Source organism: Colwellia psychrerythraea, from assembly GCF_000764225.1.
In the GTDB taxonomy this organism is placed as follows: Bacteria; Pseudomonadota; Gammaproteobacteria; order Enterobacterales; family Alteromonadaceae; genus Colwellia; species Colwellia psychrerythraea_D.
In genome coordinates this window covers 15,952-40,021 of the sequence record NZ_JQED01000042.1, presented here as the reverse complement: position 1 = coordinate 40,021, position 24,070 = coordinate 15,952, and the positions used below count along the sequence as shown (strand labels likewise).

The 24,070-nt window shown below is 36.7% G+C and carries 20 protein-coding genes; 6 read left to right on the top strand and 14 right to left on the bottom strand.

The annotated features are described in order from the left end of the window. Positions 1 to 326: 326 nt before the first annotated feature. From ND2E_RS06595 to ND2E_RS06605, 3 genes are all read right to left on the bottom strand, one after another. A complete protein-coding gene (locus ND2E_RS06595) occupies positions 327 to 1,718 on the bottom strand; it encodes a cbb3-type cytochrome c oxidase subunit I (RefSeq protein ID WP_033094739.1) in 1,392 nt (463 codons plus the stop codon). 3 nt (positions 1,719 to 1,721) lie between these two features. Then, a complete protein-coding gene (locus ND2E_RS06600) occupies positions 1,722 to 2,168 on the bottom strand; it encodes a c-type cytochrome (protein WP_033094738.1) in 447 nt (148 codons plus the stop codon). A 262-nt stretch (positions 2,169 to 2,430) separates the two neighbouring features. Beyond that, positions 2,431 to 2,769, bottom strand: a complete 339-nt coding sequence (locus ND2E_RS06605; protein ID WP_223303645.1) for a cupredoxin domain-containing protein — start codon at positions 2,767 to 2,769, stop codon at positions 2,431 to 2,433. A gap of 223 nt (positions 2,770 to 2,992) precedes the next feature. Between ND2E_RS06605 and ND2E_RS06610 the strand changes: the two genes are divergently transcribed. The 4 genes from ND2E_RS06610 (at position 2,993) to ND2E_RS06625 (ending at position 6,191) form a co-directional block, all read left to right on the top strand. Next, on the top strand, positions 2,993 to 4,444 hold the full coding sequence (locus ND2E_RS06610; protein ID WP_033094736.1) for a COG3014 family protein: 1,452 nt from the start codon (positions 2,993 to 2,995) through the stop codon (positions 4,442 to 4,444). A gap of 78 nt (positions 4,445 to 4,522) precedes the next feature. Further along, positions 4,523 to 4,996 carry a YcfL family protein gene (locus ND2E_RS06615; protein WP_052056742.1) on the top strand — a complete coding sequence of 158 codons (474 nt, stop codon included), beginning with the start codon at positions 4,523 to 4,525 and terminating at the stop codon, positions 4,994 to 4,996. 67 nt (positions 4,997 to 5,063) lie between these two features. Beyond that, a complete protein-coding gene (gene lpoB, locus ND2E_RS06620; protein WP_033094735.1) occupies positions 5,064 to 5,666 on the top strand; it encodes a penicillin-binding protein activator LpoB in 603 nt (200 codons plus the stop codon). Between the two features lie 42 nt (positions 5,667 to 5,708). Beyond that, on the top strand, positions 5,709 to 6,191 hold the full coding sequence (locus ND2E_RS06625; RefSeq protein ID WP_033094734.1) for an outer membrane lipoprotein: 483 nt from the start codon (positions 5,709 to 5,711) through the stop codon (positions 6,189 to 6,191). A gap of 92 nt (positions 6,192 to 6,283) precedes the next feature. On the opposite strand, the gene galU is transcribed toward ND2E_RS06625, so the two are convergent. Continuing rightward, positions 6,284 to 7,186 carry a UTP--glucose-1-phosphate uridylyltransferase GalU gene (gene galU / locus ND2E_RS06630; protein WP_033094733.1) on the bottom strand — a complete coding sequence of 301 codons (903 nt, stop codon included), beginning with the start codon at positions 7,184 to 7,186 and terminating at the stop codon, positions 6,284 to 6,286. A gap of 345 nt (positions 7,187 to 7,531) precedes the next feature. Between galU and ND2E_RS06635 the strand changes: the two genes are divergently transcribed. Together ND2E_RS06635 and ND2E_RS06640 are read left to right on the top strand one after the other, a co-directional pair. Then, positions 7,532 to 8,566: a hypothetical protein gene (locus ND2E_RS06635; protein WP_033094732.1), complete on the top strand. Its 1,035-nt coding sequence runs from the start codon at positions 7,532 to 7,534 to the stop codon at positions 8,564 to 8,566. Between the two features lie 73 nt (positions 8,567 to 8,639). Further along, positions 8,640 to 10,712 (top strand): YjbH domain-containing protein, encoded by a 2,073-nt coding sequence (locus ND2E_RS06640; protein WP_033094731.1) that lies wholly within the window; start codon positions 8,640 to 8,642, stop codon positions 10,710 to 10,712. A gap of 79 nt (positions 10,713 to 10,791) precedes the next feature. Here the strand turns inward: ND2E_RS06640 and ND2E_RS06645 are convergent, their stop codons facing one another. The 10 genes from ND2E_RS06645 to ND2E_RS06690 form a co-directional block, all read right to left on the bottom strand. Beyond that, positions 10,792 to 12,192: an undecaprenyl-phosphate glucose phosphotransferase gene (locus tag ND2E_RS06645; RefSeq protein ID WP_033094730.1), complete on the bottom strand. Its 1,401-nt coding sequence runs from the start codon at positions 12,190 to 12,192 to the stop codon at positions 10,792 to 10,794. 77 nt (positions 12,193 to 12,269) lie between these two features. Beyond that, positions 12,270 to 13,025 (bottom strand): WecB/TagA/CpsF family glycosyltransferase, encoded by a 756-nt coding sequence (locus ND2E_RS06650; protein ID WP_317628130.1) that lies wholly within the window; start codon positions 13,023 to 13,025, stop codon positions 12,270 to 12,272. Continuing rightward, complete coding sequence (locus ND2E_RS06655; protein WP_033094728.1) at positions 13,012 to 14,046, bottom strand: glycosyltransferase; 1,035 nt, start codon at positions 14,044 to 14,046, stop codon at positions 13,012 to 13,014. The genes ND2E_RS06650 and ND2E_RS06655 overlap by 14 nt, the downstream gene beginning before the upstream one ends. Positions 14,047 to 14,342: 296 nt before the next feature. After that, the gene (locus tag ND2E_RS06660) at positions 14,343 to 15,527 is read right to left on the bottom strand and encodes a hypothetical protein (protein WP_033094727.1); all 1,185 of its coding nucleotides are present in this window, start codon (positions 15,525 to 15,527) and stop codon (positions 14,343 to 14,345) included. A 10-nt stretch (positions 15,528 to 15,537) separates the two neighbouring features. Continuing rightward, positions 15,538 to 16,605, bottom strand: coding sequence for a polysaccharide pyruvyl transferase family protein (locus ND2E_RS06665; RefSeq protein ID WP_033094726.1), 1,068 nt, complete (start codon positions 16,603 to 16,605; stop codon positions 15,538 to 15,540). Between the two features lie 5 nt (positions 16,606 to 16,610). Next, positions 16,611 to 17,729, bottom strand: a complete 1,119-nt coding sequence (locus ND2E_RS06670; protein WP_052056740.1) for an FAD-binding protein — start codon at positions 17,727 to 17,729, stop codon at positions 16,611 to 16,613. A 9-nt stretch (positions 17,730 to 17,738) separates the two neighbouring features. Further along, positions 17,739 to 19,043 (bottom strand): oligosaccharide flippase family protein, encoded by a 1,305-nt coding sequence (locus ND2E_RS06675; protein ID WP_033094725.1) that lies wholly within the window; start codon positions 19,041 to 19,043, stop codon positions 17,739 to 17,741. 28 nt (positions 19,044 to 19,071) lie between these two features. Then, complete coding sequence (gene wecC / locus ND2E_RS06680) at positions 19,072 to 20,334, bottom strand: UDP-N-acetyl-D-mannosamine dehydrogenase (RefSeq protein WP_033094724.1); 1,263 nt, start codon at positions 20,332 to 20,334, stop codon at positions 19,072 to 19,074. Between the two features lie 105 nt (positions 20,335 to 20,439). Further along, a complete protein-coding gene (gene wecB / locus ND2E_RS06685) occupies positions 20,440 to 21,555 on the bottom strand; it encodes a non-hydrolyzing UDP-N-acetylglucosamine 2-epimerase (protein ID WP_033094723.1) in 1,116 nt (371 codons plus the stop codon). 202 nt (positions 21,556 to 21,757) lie between these two features. Further along, positions 21,758 to 24,013, bottom strand: coding sequence for a polysaccharide biosynthesis tyrosine autokinase (locus ND2E_RS06690; RefSeq protein WP_033094722.1), 2,256 nt, complete (start codon positions 24,011 to 24,013; stop codon positions 21,758 to 21,760). Between the last annotated feature and the right edge of the window lie 57 nt (positions 24,014 to 24,070).

Sequence of the window (24,070 nt, the reverse complement as noted above, 5' to 3'; positions counted from 1 at the left end):
AGCCTTTCTGCCTACGTGGAGTTGTGCGAGCGATTGAAGCAAAAATAATGTAATCCTCATCAGAGTAAGTTGTTGAAATTAACGTGAGTTAAATTAGGAAAAGGCAAACTAACAGCTAGTGTAGCTGGGATAAAATGATTTTCGGTAAAGTGAAGATAAAATGGGATGAACAATCCCAATGCCATTAAGTTTGTATTCCTATCGTACATAGGAACAAATAAATCAGCACAAGTCGGCAATAATTTAATAGGCTTGGTAAAATATATAGGCAAAAAAAAGCCGCGACACTGTCACGGCTTTTTGTCAATCAACACAGTGTAGTTACATTATGCTTGAGCTGTTTTCTCTGTAATGAAGAAACTAGCGATATAAGAAATCAAACCTATAAGGAAGATCACACCAGAAATTTCACGTAACCAGTAGAAGATAGCAAGTTTATCTTGAGTTGCCATAAAGCTTAACGCTTCGCCAGACTCAGGTAAACGTTGTAGCCATACTTGTAAGATACCAGCACCTGTTAAGAATAAAGTGATGAATACCATAGCTACTGTCATTAACCAGAAGCCCCACATTTCAACAACTTGTGCTTTGTTACAGTTAGCTTCACCGATACCGCGTAACTTAGGCATTGCATAAGAGATAATTGTCATAACAATCATTGCATATGCGCCGTAGAAAGCCATGTGACCATGAGCAGCAGTAATTTGTGAACCATGCGTATAGTAGTTAACAAATGATAATGTATGTAAGAAGCCCCATACACCAGCACCTAAGAATGCCATTACCGCTGTACCTAGTGCCCATAATGTAGCAGCTTTGTTAGGATGTTCACGGCGACGACGGTTAACCATATTAAATGCATACAGTACCATAGCGAAGAAAGGAAGTGGTTCAAGTGCTGAGAAGATAGAACCAACCCACTGCCAGTATTCAGGAGTCATTAACCAGTAGAAATGATGACCTGTACCTAAGATACCTGAGATAAGTGCCATCGCAATGATTACGTATAACCATTTTTCGATTACTTCACGGTCAACACCAGTAACTTTGATTAATACATAAGCTAAGATAGCGCCCATGATTAATTCCCAAACACCTTCTACCCATAAATGAACAACAAACCACCAGAAGTATTTATCTAATGCTAAGTTAGTCGGGTTGTAGAAAGAGAATAAGAAGAATACTGCTAAACCGATTAAACCAGTCATCATAACCATGTTAATAGCCGTTTTACGACCTTTTAAGATAGTCATGCCTAAGTTGAATAAGAAGCCTAAACAAACAACAACAATACCTAATTTAGTAACGGTTGGTTGCTCAAGGAATTCACGACCCATAGTTGGCCATAATTCATTAAAGGTAATATCTGCTAACGTTGAGTAAGGTACTAATAAGTAACCTAAAATTGTTAATACACCAGCAGCTGCAAATATCCAGAATAACGCGATTGCAAGCTTAGGACTAAAGAGTTCAGTTTCTGATTCTTCAGGCACTAAGTAATAAGCAGCACCCATGAAACCAAAGAGTAACCAAACAATCAGTAGATTGGTATGCACCATACGAGCAACGTTAAATGGAATAATTCCACCTAAAAAGTCACCAACAACATATTGCAAGCCCATGATAAGACCAAATAATATCTGGCCTACAAACAAGATCATAGCGAAAATAAAATAAGGTTTTGCTACGGCTTGTGATTGATATTTTAAAGTATTCACGCCCTACCCCTCAATGTTCGGTGGCCAGTTATTGTCATCTAGCTCTGAAGTCCACTTAAGGAATTCCGCTAAATCATCAATTTCTTGGTCATTTAAGTGAAAGTTAGGCATTTGACGACGACCTGGGATGTTTAAAGGTTGAGCCTTCATCCAACCGTTTAAAAAGGCTTTAAAACCTTCTTCACTACCACCGCCACGACGATCATAAACGTTTGCTAGTTCCGGAGCAAAATAAGCACCTTCACCAATTAACGAGTGACAACCGACACAATTGTTTTTTTCCCATAGGTGTTTACCGCGTTCAACTGCTTCGGTAATATTTTCTCGATTATCCCGTTTGGGCATCTCTTTTACTGTGTGAAAAGTCAAAGCTAAGAATATTAAGAAGAAGAAGATACTTCCACCGTAATAAATATTCCTTGCCATGCCTTTAGTAAAGCTCTCTGACATGGTGTTTCCTTAATGAAATAGTTCATGCGTAAGTTTTATAAAGCAAACAGATAATAGCGAGGAAGCTTAGTAAGCAACTTGATGGAAATCAAGTTTTCGAGGGGTTGTAATAAATAGTTACATAATTAGGAAAAATTTTGAGCTATATCAAAAAACTTGCCTTTTTATCATCCTATTTCACAACAAAAAAGCGCTATAACCTCAAGTAAATTAGGGTTATAGCGACTTGATAGCTAAGTTTAAATCAATAACTTTTATAAGGTTATTGCTCGGTCTTTTTAACAATAACCAAACCTTTCATCTTAGGATGAGGGCCACATTCATACGCAAAACTACCTAACTTATCGAATGTGCGTTCATAGCTTTCATCGGGGAAAAAGTAGTCTGGCTCTTCTTCGCCTGAGCCTTTAAACCAAACATTGTGATATTGACGTTTTTCAATATTTTTCCAAATAACTCTATCGCCGGCTTCTATTGTTATTTCGCTGGGAATAAATTTTTTCTTATATATTTCAACAATGACATCTTTAGCTTGAACTTGCCCTGCTAAACATAACAAGCTCCCTGCAATAAATAACCATGCCTTACTTCTATGCATCATCTCATCCTTATTTAGCCAATATAGCTAATCTTATTTACAACCTGTTTGTTATGACATCAACATTCGGTGTTTTAATCGAATAAAGCTTATCTCAAGTATATCGCATTCTAATAAGAATCCATTATTCTAGATCACCAAGATGTATTTCATATAGTTGCATAAACTTACACTTTTTATACAGCTATTTTCTTGCTATATGCTGCTAACAAGATAAGCTACCAACATGCTAAATATTCCTGCCAAAATTGCAACAATCATATTACTTTCACTAACGCTAAGTGCTTGTGCTGGCACTTCATTTGGTGATTTATTTAGTAACTACAGTCAACAAATGCAAGGGGTAAAAAATGCCCAACAACAAGGCAACTTTCAACAAGCCGTTTCATTGTTGCCAGAGCGTAGTAAAAGCAATGGTAGTTATGGATTAAGCTTATTAGAAAAAGCCCGTTTAGAGTTTCTCGCCAATAATCATACCGAAAGTCAGCAAGACTTTGCCCTGGTTTACCGACAAGTTCAACAAGCTGAGCAAGCAGCTAAAATTCAGCTAAGCCGTGGCATCGAAAATGTTCAAGCCGTCGTGAGTAACGATAACGCTATCCGATACGACATTCACTATTACGAACAAAGTATGCTGCATTGTTACCAAGCACTTAATTATTTAAACCAAAACGATCTCTCGGGCGCCTTAGTTGAGATTCGACGCGCGAATTTAGTTCAGCAAAAAGCTTTACAAGCCAATCAAAAAGCACTTTATGAAACTCAAGAGGAAATGACAAAAAAAGGTGTCAGCTCAGAAAGTTTAGCAAGTAGATATCCATCAATGAGTAACGCTATTGGCGAAGTAAAAAATGGTTTTCAAAATGCTTATACCTTTTACTTATCTGGCGTACTATATGAAGCTGCTGGGCAAGCCAATGATGCCTACATTGATTATAAAAAAGCATTAGAAATATATCCTCATAACATAACCGTACAGCGAGATGTCTGGCGTTTGGCAACCAAGCTTGGCATGAGCAATGACATTCAATTATTTGGTAACCGTTTTTCGAGCGATATTACCCAAGGCACACGCCAAAATACTAGTGAACAACAAAATTCGACTAAACATGGGCAACTTGTTGTTTTGGTTGAACAAGGCATTATTCCAGGTAAACAGGAAGTATCCATCCACCTGCCTATTTTCACCAGCCATAACGATATGCGCTTTTACAGTTTAGCTTTACCAAATTATCAAAATCGCTTACGCCAATATTCAGGCCTTTCATTAAGCTATCAAGGCAACACCTATCAATCGCAAGAAATTGTCCGCTTACAATCTCTTGCTGCCAAACAATTACAAGATGAGATGCCCGCGATTGTTACAAGACAAGTTGTTCGACTTGTTGCTAAAGAAGAGCTGAGACAACAAATGAGTCGCAAAGGTGGTGATGTCGGTAATATTTTAGCAGGGCTTTACAACATCGCCTCTGAAAAAGCAGATACTCGAAGTTGGAGCACACTTCCTGATAGCATTCATATACTGCGACTTGATTTAGCACCTGGCCAACACGAAGTTGATTTGAGCATTAACGGCACTAACCGTACCATCACGGTTGACATTAACGAAGACAGGCAAACCTTAGTAAAACTAACCTCAATAGGCAGTTATACTAATTACCAGAGTATGAATCTTTAAATGGCACAAAGAAGACTACCTAAGCTATCAATTATAATTAATTGAGCCTAGCGCCCTGTTAAACATGGAGTACTAAAAATGAAAATTATGAAATTGAATACAGCTATCACCACTAAACCTTCTGCGCTGTTAATTGCAGCGTTAACAACAACGTTATTAATCAGTGGCTGTAAAAATATTCCTCCTGTCACTTCAGGCATGGGTAGCGATCAAATAGCCCCTGGACAAAAATTCAGTAAACACCTACAAGTACATAACCCAGAGTTAGGCGAGAAGCTGCACATAAGTGATATTAGATCTCGAACCAATAATGATCTGCTAGAAATTAATTTATCACTTACCAGTACCTATGAAAAAACACTAAAGCTGCAATATCAATTTACTTGGTTTGATAAAGATGGCTTTGTCATTGAAGCGGGTAAGGCCCCTTGGAAACCTCTTGACTTACATGGCATGCAAACCGAGACAGTTCCGGGGTTAGCGCCAACAAATAAAGTTGCAACCTTTAGTCTCTATGTTCGAGAAGTGCCAGAAAAATTCTTTAAATTTTAGAGCATAAACATTAGCACTTAACCAATAAAGCATATTTACTTATTCAAAATAGTTAAAGGAAAAACCAATGAAAAAACTTATTATGATCACCAGTGTTGCATTAACACTGACGTTAATCGCAGGCTGTACCAATAAATCTGTAGTACGCTATGGCGATGCGACTGAAGTTGAAACGACCGACATTAGTTTTGGCTCAACTGACCTGCAAAAGGTGGCTGGCGATATGACTGACTCACTATTAGTGTCTCCTGTCGTTGGAACTCTGACAGCAAACTCACGCCCTATCATGTTTGTAGAAAGTATTAAAAATAAAACCAGTGAGCACATTGATACTGAATCAATTACCGACTCGATTTCCACCAAATTACTTCGTTCTGGTAAGTTCAGGTTTGTAGACATGGGCCGAGTAGCTGCAGCACGTAAGCAGCTTGATTATCAACAAAGCAGCGGTATGGTTGATCCAAACAAAGCCATGCAGTTTGGTAAGCAAGTTGGTGCACAATACATGCTTTATGGCAACTTAGCGAGCATAGTTAAGTCTAATAAAGATCAGTCTGACGTATATTACAAATTCACCTTACGTTTAATGGATTTAGAAAGTGGTCTAGTCGAATGGGCTGATGAAACCGAAATCCGTAAAACAAAAGGCAAAGAATTCGTTAGCTGGTAAGAACGGCATAAGGCTTAACATAAAGAAAAAGGTAGAATCACAATGAAAACACTAATGTTAACAAGCTTAACCCTACTGACATTCTTCTTTTGTAATGTAGCCAGTGCTGACTATGACAGAAACAAAGCGGTACCTGTAGAACAGGTGCTGTTTGGCACAGTGATTTCTGCTAGAAACGTAAGCCAAGAAGAATTGATTCAAGATAAAAATAGTGGCTGGAAAACCTTTGGTGGCGCATTAATTGGTGGTGCCATTGGTAATCAATTTGGTGGTGGCAGTGGGCGTGACATAGCCACTGTTTTAGGCGCTGTTATTGGTGGGGCCGTTGCCAATAACCGTAGCCAAGATAGAACTGTCGTTATTCACCTAGTCGAATTAATGATAGAAGTAGACTGCGCTGAACAACAATGCCAACAATATATGGTCATTCAAGATTATGATCCACAAATGGTCTTTCATCACCAAGATGCGGTGAGAATGGTTTATCTTGCCAACGGCAATGTAAGAATTGATAAACAGTTTTAAGACGTTAAATCATTCCGGCAATGTCTGTGCCTTTACCGGAATAATTTAAAAAGAGAAGCGAAGCTAATACGACTCTTAATGACTAATAACAACTAAAAATTAGCGACAATTTCCTGTAAGTAAGCTTTAAAGTCACCATTCAAACTCGCATGACGTAAACCATATTCTACATTAGCTTTCATATAGCCTAACTTAGAGCCACAGTCATGTGATTTTCCTGTCATATGAAATGCTTCAACAGTTTCTAACTTCATTAAGCTCGCGATAGCATCTGTCAGTTGAATTTCATCACCTGCACCTGGAGGCGTAAACTCCAACATATCCCAGATTTTTTCTGATAAAACATAACGGCCAACAACAGCAAGGTTTGAAGGAGCTTCATCAACCGGAGGCTTTTCCACAACCGCAGTCATGGCTTTAGACTCTCCTGCAGCAAATTTATGCCCACCGCAATCAGCAACACCATAACTACTTACCATTTCCATTGGCACGGGCTCAACCATAATTTGGCTATAGCCGACCTCGTTATAGCGCTCAAGCATACTCGCTAAATTCTCAGTTTTTAAATCTGCTGAAGCTTCATCTAAAATAACATCCGGTAAAACTACGACAAAAGGCGAGTCACCAATAATTGGACGAGCTTTTAATACCGCATGGCCTAGACCCTTTGCCTCGCCTTGACGAACATGCATAATAGTTACCCCTTTCGGGCAAATTGCTTGAATTTCATCTAATAATTGACGTTTTACCCTATTCTCTAAAGTAGTTTCTAATTCAAACGACTTATCAAAATGGTTTTCAATTGCGTTCTTAGAGGAGTGAGTTACCAATACTATCTCATTGATACCAGCAGCCACACATTCATCGACTATGTATTGAATCATAGGCTTATCTACAATAGGTAGCATTTCTTTTGGAATAGCTTTTGTTGCTGGGAGCATCCTTGTACCAAGTCCTGCGACAGGAATTACTGCCTTTGTAATTTTCTTTGACATCTTCTTCCTTAATTTAAGATTATCAATTTATTATGGTGATGAGTCTAAAGCATTCGCAACTATATTTCACCTAAAATGCAGGTACTTTAGCAATAATTGATAAACCGACCATAAGCCTCTTTTGAACGGAATATTTTGATTAAAAAAACAGCTGCCTGAGCTAATTCAGGATTGATTGTTAAATAAAGATAATAATTTGATTATTAATGACTAAAGTATAAAGCTTACCATTGTGCAAATGATTACAAATCGGTATCATCATGCGACAAAATTCATTTATCCATGTGAAAAAAGGGATTTTAGTAAGGCTTTCAATCACTCAGTTAATATATAAGGTAATTAAGAATGAAAAAAGCAATTCAGACTACGCTTGCTGTTAGTATAGCTTTGGCTTTAACCGCTTGTAATAATGATAATAATGATCCAACGCCAACAACAATGGATATAGCTGGTGGAGCTATTAAAGGGGCTTTAGCTTCAGCAACTGTTAATGTATACGCTGCAAACGATACTGCTAAAGCGACAGTGCTTGCCACTACACAAACTGATGCAAACGGCGATTATACCGTACAGGTTATTGATGATTCAGGCGCTGCTATTACGGGTGCATTCTTAATTGAAGTAGTTGCAGACGAAGATACAACCATGATCTGTGATGCTACAGCCTGTGGAACACTGTCATATGGTGATACAATACCAAATGAAGAACTAACAGGCTTATCTTTATCAACCATCTCTTATTCAGATGGCGAAGCAATTGACGCTGATGTGAACTCATTAACTACAATGGCAACAGATTCTATCTTAGCCTCAGCCGCTCTTGAAGGTTCAGCTCTAGATTTAGGCAATGTTACTGCAGAAAGCTTTTTAACGCTTCAAGAAGATGCCTCTGAAATAGTTGGTGCTATATTAGGTGTAGATCTTTCAGAATCAAATATTTTTGCTATCGACATTGTTGATGCTTCAAAAGCAGACACTGTTTCTACAACAGACTCAATTGCTGCAACATTAACCCTTATTAATGCATCTTTAACAAGCTTAGACGTTGCTGATGGTTCATCGCTAGCTGACGAAATTGTTAGTTACCTTGATGCCGTTGAAGTTGTTACTGCTACATTATTAGCTGACCCTGATGCTGACTTAGGCACTGGTGATTCTGCAGCTGCACTTGCAACAGTTAATGCAACACAAGCACAAATTGCAGATGAAGTTGATATGATTGCAGCTGAAGTAGTAGCTGAAACAGGTGGTGATGATATTCCAGTGACAGACGTTCCTACTGAAGTTGATGAAGATGCCCTTGGCGATACTGTTGGTGACATCATTATAGGTACTGGTGGTACTGGTGGTACTGGTGGAACTGGTGGTACTGGTAGCTAATTAGTTATCTATTTGATAAAACCCGCCTCATGGCGGGTTTTTTATTGCAATATTTTAAGAGGATTAAACTCAAATGAAGCGCAGGTTAATTACATTAATTTTCATGTTGCCAGCCTTAGCTACGGCTAAACAAGAAGTATCAACTTCATTTCAAGGTTATAGTGGCCTTATTAATACTCCAACGGCTGAGCTGTTCGATTCCGGAGAGTTTCATTTTCAATACAGTAACCATTCAGAAACAAGAGGTGCTTATCGAGAAACTGCCAACTTTCATTTTGGTATTGGATTATGGGATTTCGTCGAAATCTCCGGACGAAATTCAGCATATTATACCAGCTTGAATGAAAGCTCCGATCTTTCTGCTAACATAAAAATTGGCGTACCTTTTATACCTAAGGATTGGTTTACCCTTGCCTTAGGTGTTCAAGATGTAGGCGGAGCAAGCCCAGCAAGTTTTTATGATGCAAAATATGCAGTCGCTTCGAAAGATCTATTCGAAAATATTAACTTATCAGTTGGTTTAGGTCAGAGCGACTCAGAGCTAGGAAGGCTTGATGGCATATTTGGCAGCATTTCATGGCAAGCATATGACTGGGCCAAAGTATCAGTAGAATATGACGCTTCTGATACTAACCTCGGACTACATCTTTCATCACCACGTAGCTGGTTTAGTAATGGTACTAAATTAACAGCTAACGTATTAGCTTTAAGCTCAACTGATGAGGTGGATGGAGAGTTTTACTATGGTGTTGGATTATCGATGCCACTAGAGTCACCAGCGACTAAATCCACCAAACAGCAAAAGGAGTATACCAATTCAACTCATAATTGGGGTCAGAACCATATTGATAGTACAGGCAGCCTAGAAAAAGTAAAAAACAGACTAATTAAAGAAGGATTTGAATCAATAAGAGTAGGTAGAACTGACAATAATACCGCCTATATAGAGTTAGAAAATCATATCTACAACCGTAACCAGATTGATGGGCTAGGTGTAGCGCTCGGATTTATCAGTACGGGTTTAGATACAGAATACAGTAATTTTATGCTAGTAATTAAAGAGCGCGAAGTGCCAATTCTAGAGGTTACTGGCTCATTGGCTGATTACCGAGAGTTCTTATATGAACAACAACCATTAAAAATTAAGATTTCAACCGACACATTTTCCTCGCAGCAAAAAGTGCAATTAGCAGATAAAAACAACGCCAATGATTCTTGGTTAAAACCGCGCTTTACTTTTTGGCCATCGTTAGTTTCTGCTGTGGGAACTGAATATGGTATGTATGATGTATCTTTAGCCTTGGTCAGCCATCTCGAACTACCATTGTGGCCTGGTGGTGCACTTTCTGCCGTTCATATGACACATCTAGCTGAAACCGAAGACTTTAAAGACGGCCGCTACTTTGGCGATTGGAAGCAAAAAACCGGATTACAAGAATATAGCTTACACCAAACCTTTTCACTGCCTTATAACATTAAGAACATGACTTTTGCTGGAAGATATCGTGAAAGCTATAATTTCTTAGCTAATGAAGTTCGCTGGCAAAATGGCGATGGCAGCCACCGAATTAACTTGTTAACGGCTAAGTATGAAAACCAAGAAGTTGCCGAAAGAAAACCATACCAAGGCTGTAATATTCTATTTCCAGCCTGCTGGCCGCCAAAAGAAGAAGCTAAAAGAGAAGTAATGATGGCGATGTACCGTTATTACTCAGCAAAATTCGACGCTTCAGCAGAAATAAAGGTCGGTCAATACTGGCAGCAAGATAAAGGGGTTGTTGTCAAGCTAGAGCGAATGTTTGGCGATGTAACAATCAATCTTAACTATAAAAATACTAAAGTTGATAATCAAGAAGCTAATGAGTTTATTGGACTCGGCTTTTCAATTCCACTTACACCACGCAAAGACCATAGCAACAAGTATGTTCAAGTAAGAGGGATACCTAAATGGAATTATACGATTAATACATTGGTTGGAACTAATAAAAATATATTGACTCCAGGAACAGGCGATTCAGCCCGATTGTTCTATAACCTTGATAATTTTTACTATAACCTCGACCGCTTAGGTGAAGCATATATTTATAATAATGCAAGAAGATTAAAAGGAGCTTTTGTGCAAACTATTAATCAAAAAGATAAATAGTAACCACCAGTTAGCATTGTGACATATTCGTCACTATGCTAACTGGCTTTAGTTCAAGAAGTTCTCAATAAGTAACCGTTTAGTAAGCATTCTTATCAATAAAACCTTTAAAAATAGTAGCTATGATTATTTTAATATCAAAACCAAGGGACCAATTACGAATATAATCAAGATCATACTCTATTCGTTTTTCCATTTTATTTAAAGTATCTGTTTCGCCTCGCCAACCGTTTACTTGTGCCCAACCGGTAATACCAGGCTTAACTTTATGGCGTAGCATGTACCCATTAATAATAGTTCGATATTCTTCATTATGTGCGACGGCATGAGGTCGAGGTCCAACTATTGACATGCGTCCTTGTAATACATTTAAAAACTGCGGTAACTCATCTAATGATGTTGAACGAATAAAGCCCCCAATTAAGGTTAAACGAGCATCATTCTTTTTAGCCTGAGTAACTTTACCGCCATTTTCCATTACAGTCATAGAGCGAAATTTCCACACTTTGATTGACTTCCCATCAATACCATAACGAATTTGTTTAAAGATCACTGGGCCTGGAGAAGTAACTTTCACAGCAATGCTAATTGCAATAAGTACAGGCATAATTAACAGTAAAATAATACTTGATAACACTATATCTTCGATACGCTTGATTACCGAATTACTTCCATCAAGCGGTGAATCATAAATACTGATAGTTGGTATACCAGAAATAACATCACTTCTAGAGTGTAAAAGTTCAAAAATAAAAATATCAGGAACTAAGTAAACAGAAGCAGTACAATCCGCTAGTTCTTTCATCAACCATTTTATTCGCTTATCAGCTCGCATTGGTAATGTTATGTAGACTCTGTCTGTTAATCCCGCCTTGCAATCTTTGACCAATTGCTCTAAATCACCACCCAATGCTATTTGCGAACTATCTCTAACAACAGTTCTATCATCATAAAATCCTTGAAAAACTAAACCTAACGACTGGTCGGAACCAATCTTTTGAACCAAGCTTTGACCAAGCTCTCCAGCCCCTGCTATTACAAAGGTACGAGTATTAAAACCTTTGCGACGTAAGCTTGATAAAATAAACCGTAAAGTAATGCGATAACTGATTAACAGCAGAAAGGTAGTACCTAACCACATTAACATTAATGCTTCAGATATTGGTAACTGTGATGTATTGAATGTGGCGTATATAATAATCACACAGGCAGAAATTGCCCAGTGAAATGTTACTTTCTTCATTTCCTTGTAAAGAGAAAGACCACGCCACGATATATATAAATTATCTAAACTACTGGTAAAAGTAAATAAAGTTACAGCGACAGCAGCTATTGCACTTTGCTGTAAGCCCCAACCTAAACTTACATTATCTACAGCAATGTATAAGCTGAATATTATAAAGAACATATCAAATATTCTTTGTATAAATGAAATGAAAGATTGGTTACTTTGCAAAATGCCTTGTACGTTTTGTGTCATGTTAGACTCTAGATTGGTTACTTAAGACTGGAAAATCCACTTAGTTAAGCTTAATAGTTCAATTTACTGAAAATAATCTAATCAATTTTTTTGAATTTAAGTTTTTCTTTAAGAAGTAAATATGCAAATTTTGAGTTAGTTATCAGATACCTCTTCCACATTCGTCCAGGTTCTTGTATCACTCGATATAACCACTCCAGACCATAATTTTGCATCCACACTGGCGCTCGTTTAACCTTTCCTGCTACAACATCAAAAGTGCCACCAACCCCCATGACAAAATTAACGCCGAGACTATCTTGCCATTTATTTATGAAGTTTTCTTTTTTCGGAGATGTTATCGCTATAAATAAAAGCTTAGCGCCTGATTTTTGAATTTTTTCAACTACAGCTTTTTCATCATCCCAAAAATAGCCATGATGATAGCCTGCAATTTTAAGGTCTGGATTTTGAGTTTTAATCACTTCAACAGTTTGAGTTACCACATCTTCGGTAGCACCTAGCAAAAATACTGGAAATTCACACCTAGCACTCATTGTAAGTAAATGATGAAACAAATCTACACCGGCAACCCGTTCTGGTACTCTATGGCCGCAGCTTCTAGCTCCCCAAACTACCCCCATACCATCAATATTAATTAAATCGCATGAATTTACCGAATTAGCTAACTCAGTATCTCTTTGCATATTAACTAATTTTGCCACATTAACTACACAATGTTGCATAAAATTCTGAGCGAAAATAGAAGATTCAATCCTTGATATAGTACTTTCCATTGATGAGGTATCTAAGCTCACCCCCATGAATTGTATTTGTTCCTTAGTATAACTCACTGCTACAGACCTCAATTAAAAACTTATTATGATTAGCATAAAATGCGGCAAGCCCAAAATGTTTTTTGATGTAAGCTTGCCTTTGTATTAAAACTTTAATATCACTCAAGGAATCAGAAAAACTTTTTGCTTTGTTAACTGCTTTTTCAAAAGATTCATGTGAATTAATATTAAATGAAAATGATAATGGATCCTGGCCACAAATTTCACGTAATGCGGGAACATCAGAGTATATAACAATCTTATGCTGAAAGATTGACTCAATCGCAACTAAACCAAAACCTTCTTCTAAAGATGGAATAATAATAAAAGGGCTGTCTCTAAGTGTTTCAAATGGGTGCTCCTGAAATCCTCTTAAGACTAATTCAATATTAGGGTGAGAATCTGCCGCTAGGCTTAATGACTTTCTTTCACTACCTTCACCCACAATACTATATACAAACTTATTATCATATTTCACTGAGATTAACCCCAGTAAATTTATCGCCTCTTTAAAGCCTTTCCAGGCTCTTAGGCTACCTACAGAAGCAAAAGAGTTATAATTGAGATTATCGTGTATGATTTCGTAATACTCTTCACCAAAATAAGGGTTCGGTATTACTTTAATTAATGAAGACTCAACACCTTGCTTTTTCAAACTCACCGCAACAGCTTGAGATACAGCTATATAATGATTACATCTAAAATATTTAAACAACCAACGATGACTTCGATAATGAGCATGTGTATAAAATACAACTTCAACACCAAATAGCCTAAAAACACATGAAAAGGGTAAATAACAACGACTATGGATGAACACACACTTGGGTCGGTTAATAAGATTACAAAAAAACACTAAAAAAAATTGCCACAACAAAACACCTAATTTAAACTTTATAAGGCTGTCCTTTAATGTCAACGTACCGACATCATCATTCGTTAGTAAGTTAAGAATTTTTTGAGCGCCACCACGAGAAACGTCAGAATCATTAATTAAATGTAAATAACTAAAGTTATAAAAGCTCTTTTTTGTGCTCATCAAGCAACTCTCTATTTTTGGAATTATCAAAACCTGTATCTTTCTCACGTTTGAAAACTAAAAAAAGACTTTGAAACTTTCTATTGGATAACTTTCAGCAGAAATCAATTATTAGTATCCTAATAAAAATCAGTAATAAATATATTTACTCAATATAATTCTCACTCCCACTATTTAGAATAATAACTATCTAAAAAGAAAGTTTGATATCTCAAAATATGGAAAATATTTTGAGATCTAGAGCAAGGTTATTTTCATCATTAACAAAAAAGTGGTTAATGAACTTTTAATTAATATTATGCAGTGCTATTTGCATCTTCAGTGCCTCTATTACCGTGAATCGATGCCCTCAAATAAAAATAATAGGGCATATACATCCAAAACTTAAACGTTGGGTATAATGCCAAACAAATAAAAAACAATAAGATTCCGCCCCTTAAATGAAACAACCTAGCAGGGCACTTAAAGAAAGAGATTATTAAATCAATTATAATAATAAAGCAGCCAAAGAGACCAAGTTCGAAAAGGATAACTGGAACCTCACTTCCGTCCCTTGCACCTACTTTCGGTTCAAATACTAATACCGAAAGCCGATTTTCCACCGCAAGAGTCCCCCAGCTTCCCAAACCTTGACCAAAAATAGTTTTAGTCAAACTATCTTTTCCTTGAAACTCAATCACACGTAAAAATGGTATTACTCTAGAAGAATGATTTAAAGCTGAGGCTCCAGCTTGCTTTTGACTGATACCCTCTCTAAAGCTAAAAACAGCAGCCAATAACGACAACAACACAAATAATATTAAAACCCCCTTTATAGGTGATCTTTTTAAATATGGGACAGAGTATATTATTATCAGGGCACCAACAGTCGCCAGAGTGCCATTTAAAATAAAAACAATAACAGTAAAGAAAGTTATCCAAGGCTTCTCTTTGATAAAGAGTTCCACTTTATCCCCAATCAATAATAGTGTGTTGAATGTAAGTGCTATAGCATACCAATTCGGTTCTATGAAAAAACCTCGTAGGCGATGAGATACAGATGAGCCCTTTTGGTAATGCTCCGCATCAATAAAACTGAGCTGATAACCAAAGATTTTAAATGCAAAATATTGAGCAAGGCCTGTTACAATCATTACAATTTGAAAATACTCAAAGGCCTTTTTATCGATGAGTTCTAGGGTGTATGCACAAAACACTAAAACATTACATGCAATGAGTAAATATATTAATAAACCAGCAAAACCTGAATTAGCAAATAAGACACCATTGATAGTGCAATAAAGGGTAAAAAATAAAAAGAAATAATCTTTAAGCAGTGGTGAAACGATTGATGTTGGCCTTGTCATAAAGACAAGCCCATTTGTCATCAAAATAGACATTATGCCTAGATGAAGCTGAATACCAGCATTGATTTTTAATGCTGAGTCTAACGCAAAAGATATATATATAAAAAGAGCTACTTTATCTAGTTTTAATATCATCGGTTACAACTTATTTAAGCGACTCTATTAAAAAACGTTGAGACTTTGTGACAACTTCATTCAATATTGGAGTAACCCTTGCGTAGTCAATATCACTTATTTTTTTTGTCGTTAAGGCCTCATTATCTTTCAACATTCTGTCCATTAACCCTACACTTGTTAGTAATGTCGTTTGCCTTGCATTTAAGTTACTTACAATATGCGCTACGAATATAAAACTTTTCTCAAAGTTGATAGAAAAGGCAGTGCCATGAAACGAGTTTGTCACTACATACTTAGCTCTTTTGATAAATGTAATCCAATCCGATGGTCCTATATCTAAAATATTCACGTCTGCCGCATCTATACCCTTTGCGCCTATATGAATAACAGGTAAATCAGAGTACTTTTTAAATTCTTTAATACGGTCATTAAAACGCTCTAGCATTTCGCCCGATCCAACTACATAACTAACTATAAATTCACCTTTCGGTATGCGAGTATCATCAAAAACTTCCGTGTAATCTTTAATTAATAAACATGGATCAACAACAACAACAGGGTTCGTATCTGGGGCTATTTCTTTCACATCCTCAGCTAAGATAGACTCTCTGGTACCAATAGAATCGAACGCTTCAAGAAATGGCTTAACTTTACTTGCTGAGTCATTCAACCGAATACTGCCAGCACTGGCTGCAAAGGCAACTCGCTTAGTATCATCTTTTGCAAAATCTAGAAAAAAAGTGGGATCAAAATTTTTGTTGGTTAAGTTTAAGTTCCATATTTGGTCGCTACCACAAATAACAGCATGAGCTGCCGGTAGTTTTTTTAAAGCATTTAGTGAAAAATAAGCCTTTGGTGTTAGCGACATAAATTTGTTTCTGAAATTTTTGAACTGATGAAACTTTCTGTATTTATCTATAGTTTTTTGATAGCCCTTTGCTGGGCGGTATGTTTGCAACAAGAAATACGAAGGCGCATAGTCTAATACTTCCACATCATAATCATGTGATTTAAGGAACTTCATTAAAGCATAAGCCTGTAGAACCGCACCATAATTTAATACTCGTTGAAAAGTAACCGTGTATACTTTTTTCATTTCTCTCATCCTGTAATTACAACTTCGGGCTCTAGGGTAACGCTAAACTTTTTATATACATCTGTTTGAATATTTTCTGAAAACTCTCGTATTTCTGCCCCTGTAGCACCACCATGGTTCAACACTATTAAAGGACGATTCGCTTCTACACTTACTTCTCCCACTCTTTTACCATTCCATTTGCACGATTTGATTAAATCGCCCGCTGAAACTTTCACCTTACCATTTTTAAATGGATAAAAACCGACGCCAGAGTCAATTGCTCTTATACTGTTGAACTTTTCTAAATCAACAATTGGACTTTTAAAAAAACAACCTACATTTCCAATTTTCTTTGGATCTGGCATCGTCTTCGTTCTAATTATTCTAACAAGCCTCCTTTTTAAGGCAGGAGGAATAATGTTCAATGAAAGAAATTCTCTTACATATTGAAAATTCATCTTCAACTTCCATTTCGTCTTGGGGCCGATCTTTATAGATTTAAAAGAGAGTTGAATACTTCTTGCTAACTGAGGAAGAGCTTTTAAGCTCCCTTTAAACTTACCATCGCTAAATAAGGCATTAAACGGCGTTGAAAAAAGTTTGAAATCAACAGAAAGTACAATCAACTCTGGACGTCGTTTAAACAAACTATCTCTATATGTAAATTCACATTCCTCATTTTCAAAACGGAGCAAACATTTCTCCTTCAAGTCATAACAGTTCACTGCGTCAATATACTCACAAACTTCAGTACCGTAGGCTCCAATATTCTGAACAGGACATGCTCCCACATTGCCGGGAATTAAAGTCAAGTTTTCTATACCTTGCCAGCCATTGTCGACACATATGCCAACAAAAACATCCCATTCAAGCCCTGAATAAGCTCTAACTGTTACTTTCTTTTTATCGTTACTTAATACTTCAACATTTGATTTAATAGGGTGAATAACTACACCATCAAAATCGGCTGAAAATAGTACATTGCTTCCTCCTCCAAGAACAAACCAAGGATGAGCCTCATCAAATGCCGTTTTGGCATATTGATCCAATTCACTTTCCTCAGTAAAGCAAAAATAATTTTTTGCTTTACTTGGGATCTTGAACGTATTTAATTTTTCTAAATTATAATTTTTTTTAAACATAACCTCTGCCTAACACTTGGTGTTTGAGCTAAATACACGATTTTTAGATAAAGGAATAAAGAAAGCTTTCAAGCTTCGACATTGAATAAAAAATATATTCCGATATCTAGGTATAAAATAATGAGCTAAAAAATTTGCAATAATTAGACCTATTAGAGTTGAAATGGCAGCTCCCATAAGTCCTATGACAGGTATGAGTATTAAATTTGAAATGATGGTTGCGAAACAACCTATAATACTCTTTATGTAAGCTAAATTTTGCGAATTATCTGCAACAATTAATTGACCCGCCACACTTCCTAAAGCGATCAATAGTGGACTAAGAGACAAAACTAACAATGTAGACCATGAACTCAAATAGCTTTCACCATAAAACAGATAAATTAGAGGGTAAGAAAACAAGCACATTAGTAATGACAAGCCCCCTCCTACGGAAATAACTATAAAGCTAAACTTAAATCGCATTTCATCAAAAGATTCAGCCCCTATCTCTTTAAAGATTTTTGGTGCTAAGGACTCCGACAAAACAAGTGGTACGAGTGAAAATAAAGTCATAATATTAGCAGCACTTCCATATAGGCCAGCTTGATAGTCTCCCATATACTCTCGAATTAAAATGATATCAACTCTTTGGAATAAGAGCATTGCTGCACCTGACAAAACTAACGGTGCTGACTTTATAATCAGATATTTTGATACTTTTAAACTAGTGTCAATCTTAAATTCATTTTGACGATAAGTATAAAAGCAAATAATAAATAGTAGTGAAATGAATAAAAAATCTAACGACCTTCCCAAAAGAATGTATTCTATTGTGAATTCATTATAAATAAAAAAATATAACAAAGAGATAGTCAGAAAAGACGAGATTATTTCACATTTGGCAATAATTACATTTCTTTCAATTGAAATGAAGAACCCTCTAAGTAGCCGTGGAATTTTATAAAAAAAACTTAAACCATAAATTAACATTCCAGTAGCAACAATAGGGTCATTCTCAATGATCGTATATAGATAAACTAAAGCGAATCCAACTACAGCAAAGAATGTGTTTACCAGTAAAGCACTACCAAGTAGTACCTTTAATTCAAAATCACTTTTTGAGTACTCTTTAATTAAAACACTTTGCAACCTAAATTCTGCAACAATTGCAATCACGGAAAGTATACTAATAATAAAAGTATATTTACCAAATAATTCAGGACCGTAATACCTTGCGACAAAGGCATTTATTGCGATTATCTTCAGCCCTTCAATTCCTTTAGCAAGCAAAGCATACAATTGATTTGAAGAAATTAAGTCTTTAAAGTTCATGCTTTTAATATCAAGCCATTAACAAATTTCACAACCAAATCCCTTTGCAATCGATAACAAAATTGGAACTTGGCTTCTTAATATAGAATTCTTTATGGTCCACTAGTAATACATGGAGATCTGCTGTTATTAGAGCATTGTCTAAAGTAACTAATTGTAAGTTTTCTTTTTGCAAAAATTCGATATTAGGCTCTACAGCTATTACCCCCCCGGAGTGAAACTCAACAATTTCATTGTAAATATTAAATGCAGGGCTTTCACGTAAGTCATCAATATTAGGCTTGAATGCCAAACCATAACAAGCAACAGTAACTTCTTTAACTGTTTTATGTGGATTCGCTTGTAAAAAATCAGAAATGGCAACCTTTACCTTGTTAATAACCCACTCAGGTTTATAATCATTAACCTTGCGTGCCGTATGAATAAGTTGTGCCTGCTCTGGAGTTTTACTAATAATAAACCAAGGGTCAACGGCAATACAATGTCCACCAACACCAGGACCTGGTTGTAGAATATTAATACGTGGGTGACGGTTAGCTAAAGAGATCAGCTCCCAGACATCAATATCTAGTTTGTCACAAATAATTGATAGTTCATTTGCAAATGCAATTTGTACATCACGGCAAGAGTTCTCAGTAAGTTTTGCCATTTCAGCAGTGCGAGCATTGGTGGTAACACAATCGCCTTCAACAAAAGTTTTATATAACTCAATTGCACGTTCAGAACACTTGGCTGTCATCCCTCCGATGACGCGGTCGTTTTCAACTAACTCACGAACAACATGCCCAGGAAGAACACGCTCTGGGCAATGAGCAACGTTCACATCGGCAACTTCCCCTACTTGCTGTGGAAAACTTAAGTCACTTCTAGCTTCAGCAAGCCATTCAGCCATCTGTTCTGTTGCCCCAACTGGTGATGTTGACTCAAGTATAACCAAGTCACCTTTCTTCAATATTGGTGCTATAGCTATAGCTGCTGACTCAATATATGCTAAGTTAGGCTCTGGAATATCATCAGTTGCGCAAGGTTTGAAAGGGGTAGGTACTGCAATTAAAAATGCATCAGCCTCTTCTGGTATTGTTGTTGCTTTTAAATAGCCTTCAGTCACTGCAGCATGAACTAACATATCTAGTTCAGGTTCAACAATATGTATTTCACCGCGATTGATAGTATCAACCGCATGTTGATTTATATCGACACCAATTACTTTGATTTTACGTGATGCAAACATGGCTGCTGTTGGCAGGCCAATATAGCCAAGGCCTACTACTGAGATCGTTTTAAAAGACACTTTATTTATATCCAATTAATTTTATTACTTGTAATTAACTATCTACAGAGCGCGAATAAACTCTCGCCTACAATAATTATCATTCTGTTTTATGTTTAATAGCGTTTACTTCGCTAAAATATCACAAATACGCTGACATGCTTTGCCATCACCGTATGGGTTATGAGCAAAACTCATGGCATTATAAGCATCATCATCTGTCAACAACTTGTCTAGCTCTGTAGTAATTTTAATCACATCTGTACCAACCAATTTAACCGTTCCTGAAGCAACAGCCTCAGGCCGTTCTGTGGTATCGCGCATAACCAGTACTGGCTTTCCTAAACTAGGGGCTTCTTCTTGAATACCACCTGAGTCAGTTAAAATGATGTGTGCTCTGTTCATTAAGAATACAAAGGGCAAGTATTGCTGAGGTTCGATTAAGTGAACGTTATTCACATCTTTCAGAATACGGTTGACCGGTTCTTGTACGTTAGGGTTCAAGTGAACTGGATACAAAATCTGGCAATCTGGGTGTGCTTTCGCTGTAATGGCTAATGCTTCGCAAATACGTTCAAAACCACCGCCAAAGCTTTCACGGCGATGACCGGTTACTAAAATGAGTTTTTTAGCTTCATCTAACATTGGGAATTGTGCTGTTAAGGTAGCACTTAAGTCACTATCACTTTCAATTTGACGTTTAACGAGTAGTAAAGCATCAATCACTGTATTACCCGTAATATAAATAGCCGTTTCTGGGTAGCTTTCATTTAATAAGTTTTGTTGCGACGTTTCTGTAGGTGCGAAGTGAAACTTCGTTAATGCTCCAGTCAGCTTTCTATTACCTTCTTCAGGCCAAGGAGAATAAATATTGCCAGTTCTAAGGCCGGCTTCAACATGACCGACTGCAATTTGTTCGTAATAAGCGGCTAAACTTGCAGCAAATGTTGTTGCTGTATCACCATGTACTAATACGACATCTGGTTTAAACTCTTTCAAAACTGGTGTCAGCTCAAGGATTATACGGCTAGTGATTTCAGGTAAGGTTTGACCAGCTTTCATTAAATCTAAATCATACTCAGGTGTTATTTCAAATAACTCCAATACTTGATCTAACATTTCCCTGTGTTGTGCTGTTACACATACTTTTGAGTCAAAACGGTCATCACTTGCTAATGCATGAACTAACGGGGCCATTTTGATAGCTTCTGGACGGGTTCCAAATACTGTTAATATTTTCACTTTTTCTTCCAATTGAATAATTTTCTACAATCCCTTCCATATGTTGGACTGCAAGAGGATATACTTTCTGAATATCCCTGAGTAAAACACGTTAGAAGACCTATATTGCTTTCTAGATTCAGGATAATTGTTCCTGCATGTTCTAACTAGTGCCACCTATTTCTCATCCTCGGCCACAGTCCAAGAATGATAACTAATTATTTTACTTGTCTGATTTATATTCGTAGTTATAGTAACCGTAATAACCATAGGCGTTACTTGCTTTTTTCACTACACCATTAAATACTACGCCTTTTACATCAATACCATTTTGCTCAAAACGTTGGCGAGCGTAGTCAATTTCTTTTAAGGCATTCTGTCCAAAACGTGTCACCAATAACATAGTCCCCGCATGACCACCGACAATCGCAGGGTCAGTTACCGCTAATATAGGCGGAGTATCAATAAGGATGATATCGTAATTGGCTTTTATTTCGCTTATTAAGTCACTGAAATTGCTATGCATCAATAATTCTGAAGGATTCGGTGGTACTTGGCCGCGTGTAATGATATTTAGCCCTTCAACATTGGTTGTTTTGATAACTTGTTCTAGGCTTAGTTGCCCAGATAAGTAATCTGATAAGCCATTCTCCCACACTAATCCAAATTGTTTTTGCAAATAACCTTTACGCATGTCAGCATCAATCACTAACACCTTCTGACCACTTTGAGCAAGTACTGCACCAAGGTTAGCTGAAATAAATGATTTACCTACACCAGGTGAAGGCCCTGATATAGCTATCACATTATTTTTTGCCTCCATCATGGCAAAATGCAAGCTGGTACGTAAGCTACGTAATGCTTCTATTGACAAATCAGCTGGGTTTTCTACGGCTAACACATTCTTATTTTTATGTATTTTACGTTTTCGGCCTTTAATGAACCCTGTTAACTTATCTTGGTTTACAGAAAATGGCACACTAGCGTAAACAGGCATTCCGATGCCTTCTATTTCACTAGGGTCTTCAACACCTTTATGCAATGCTTTTTGTAGCAGCACAATAGCAATAGCTAAGACACTGCCCAACATGGTAGCGATTATTACTATTATGGCTTTTTTAGGCTTTACTGGCTTAGTAGTATTAACCTCCGCCACATCAATAATGCGCACATTACCGACAGTACCCGCACGTACAATATCTAATTCTTGTACCTTACCTAATAACATCATGTAAATTTCATTACCAACCTCAACATCTCGTGTTAAACGCAGTAATTTCTGTTGCCTTTCCGGTAGATTAGAAATTTTTCCAGCTAAACCATCTCGTTGTTGTTGAACCGCTTCTATTTGTTCAACAATACCCTGATAATTAGGGTGATTGCGTTTAAACATACGAGACATGGCTAGGCGCTTAAGATCTAATTCTTGTAGCTTGGTATCCAGTTCAACTATTTGCTCTAATACACCTTGTGTTTCTAATGTAATATTAACTGACTGTTGATCTCGTTGGTAATCATTAAATAACGCTTCTGAATATTCTAATTGTTTTTTAATTTCAGGTAATTGGATCTCTAAAAAGTCTAGTGACTTTTTAGCTTCAGCAGAATTTCGTTCAACATTTCTTAGGACATATATTTCGGCTATTTTGTTTAATATTCTTTCAGCATATTCAGGTATGGCATGCTGAAAACTTAGGTTAACAATACCAGAATCTTTACCTTTTTCACTTGCACCAATAGTCGTTTGTAGATCAAGAATGGTATTTAATCGATCTTTTCTGGTAACAATAAATTCAGTACCTACTTTAGCTACTAGAGCTTTTATTGTGATTGAAAAACGTCCATTTGTTAGCTCTTGTCCGATTTTACCTTGTAAAATCACTTCACCACTTTCAGAGAGTAATTTAAAATTCTGATTTTCACCTGCTAGAACTATAAATTCTTCATCAATTGCATATTTTGGCACGTCAAAACGGAATACATCAATTTTTTCACCTCCCCATGCGTAACTAGATGCTCCCAGACTCGATTCTGCAAGGTCCCCTTCTTTAATAGGATTGAATTTCCTAAAGCTTCTATTACCAACTACAGGGAACAATTTAGGCAATGCAACAATATCTAATTTTAATTCATCAACTGCTTCACCAATAACTGAGCGAGATTTTAGTAGCTCTATTTCTGTAATTGATTTAGAACTGCTTTCAAACATACCCGCCATATCATCTAAACCAGGTACTGAGCTTCCACTTTCTTCTACTTGAATCATGGCTGTTGCATTGTAAATCGGTGTAGAGAATATGGCGATACTTATACCTACAATCGCAAATAGTGCAGTTATTGAGACAATAAACATTTTGCGATCGATTAATACGCCCAAAAGTGCCATTAGATCAATTTCGTTTTCAGCCCCTTTACTTGAGATATTCATAGTCTGCTGATTACGCATCGAAGGTTGAGTTATATTTTCATTGACTGACATAGTTAATAATTTTCTTATTATTTATTGTATCTTGTTTCATATATAGGGTTTTGCGAA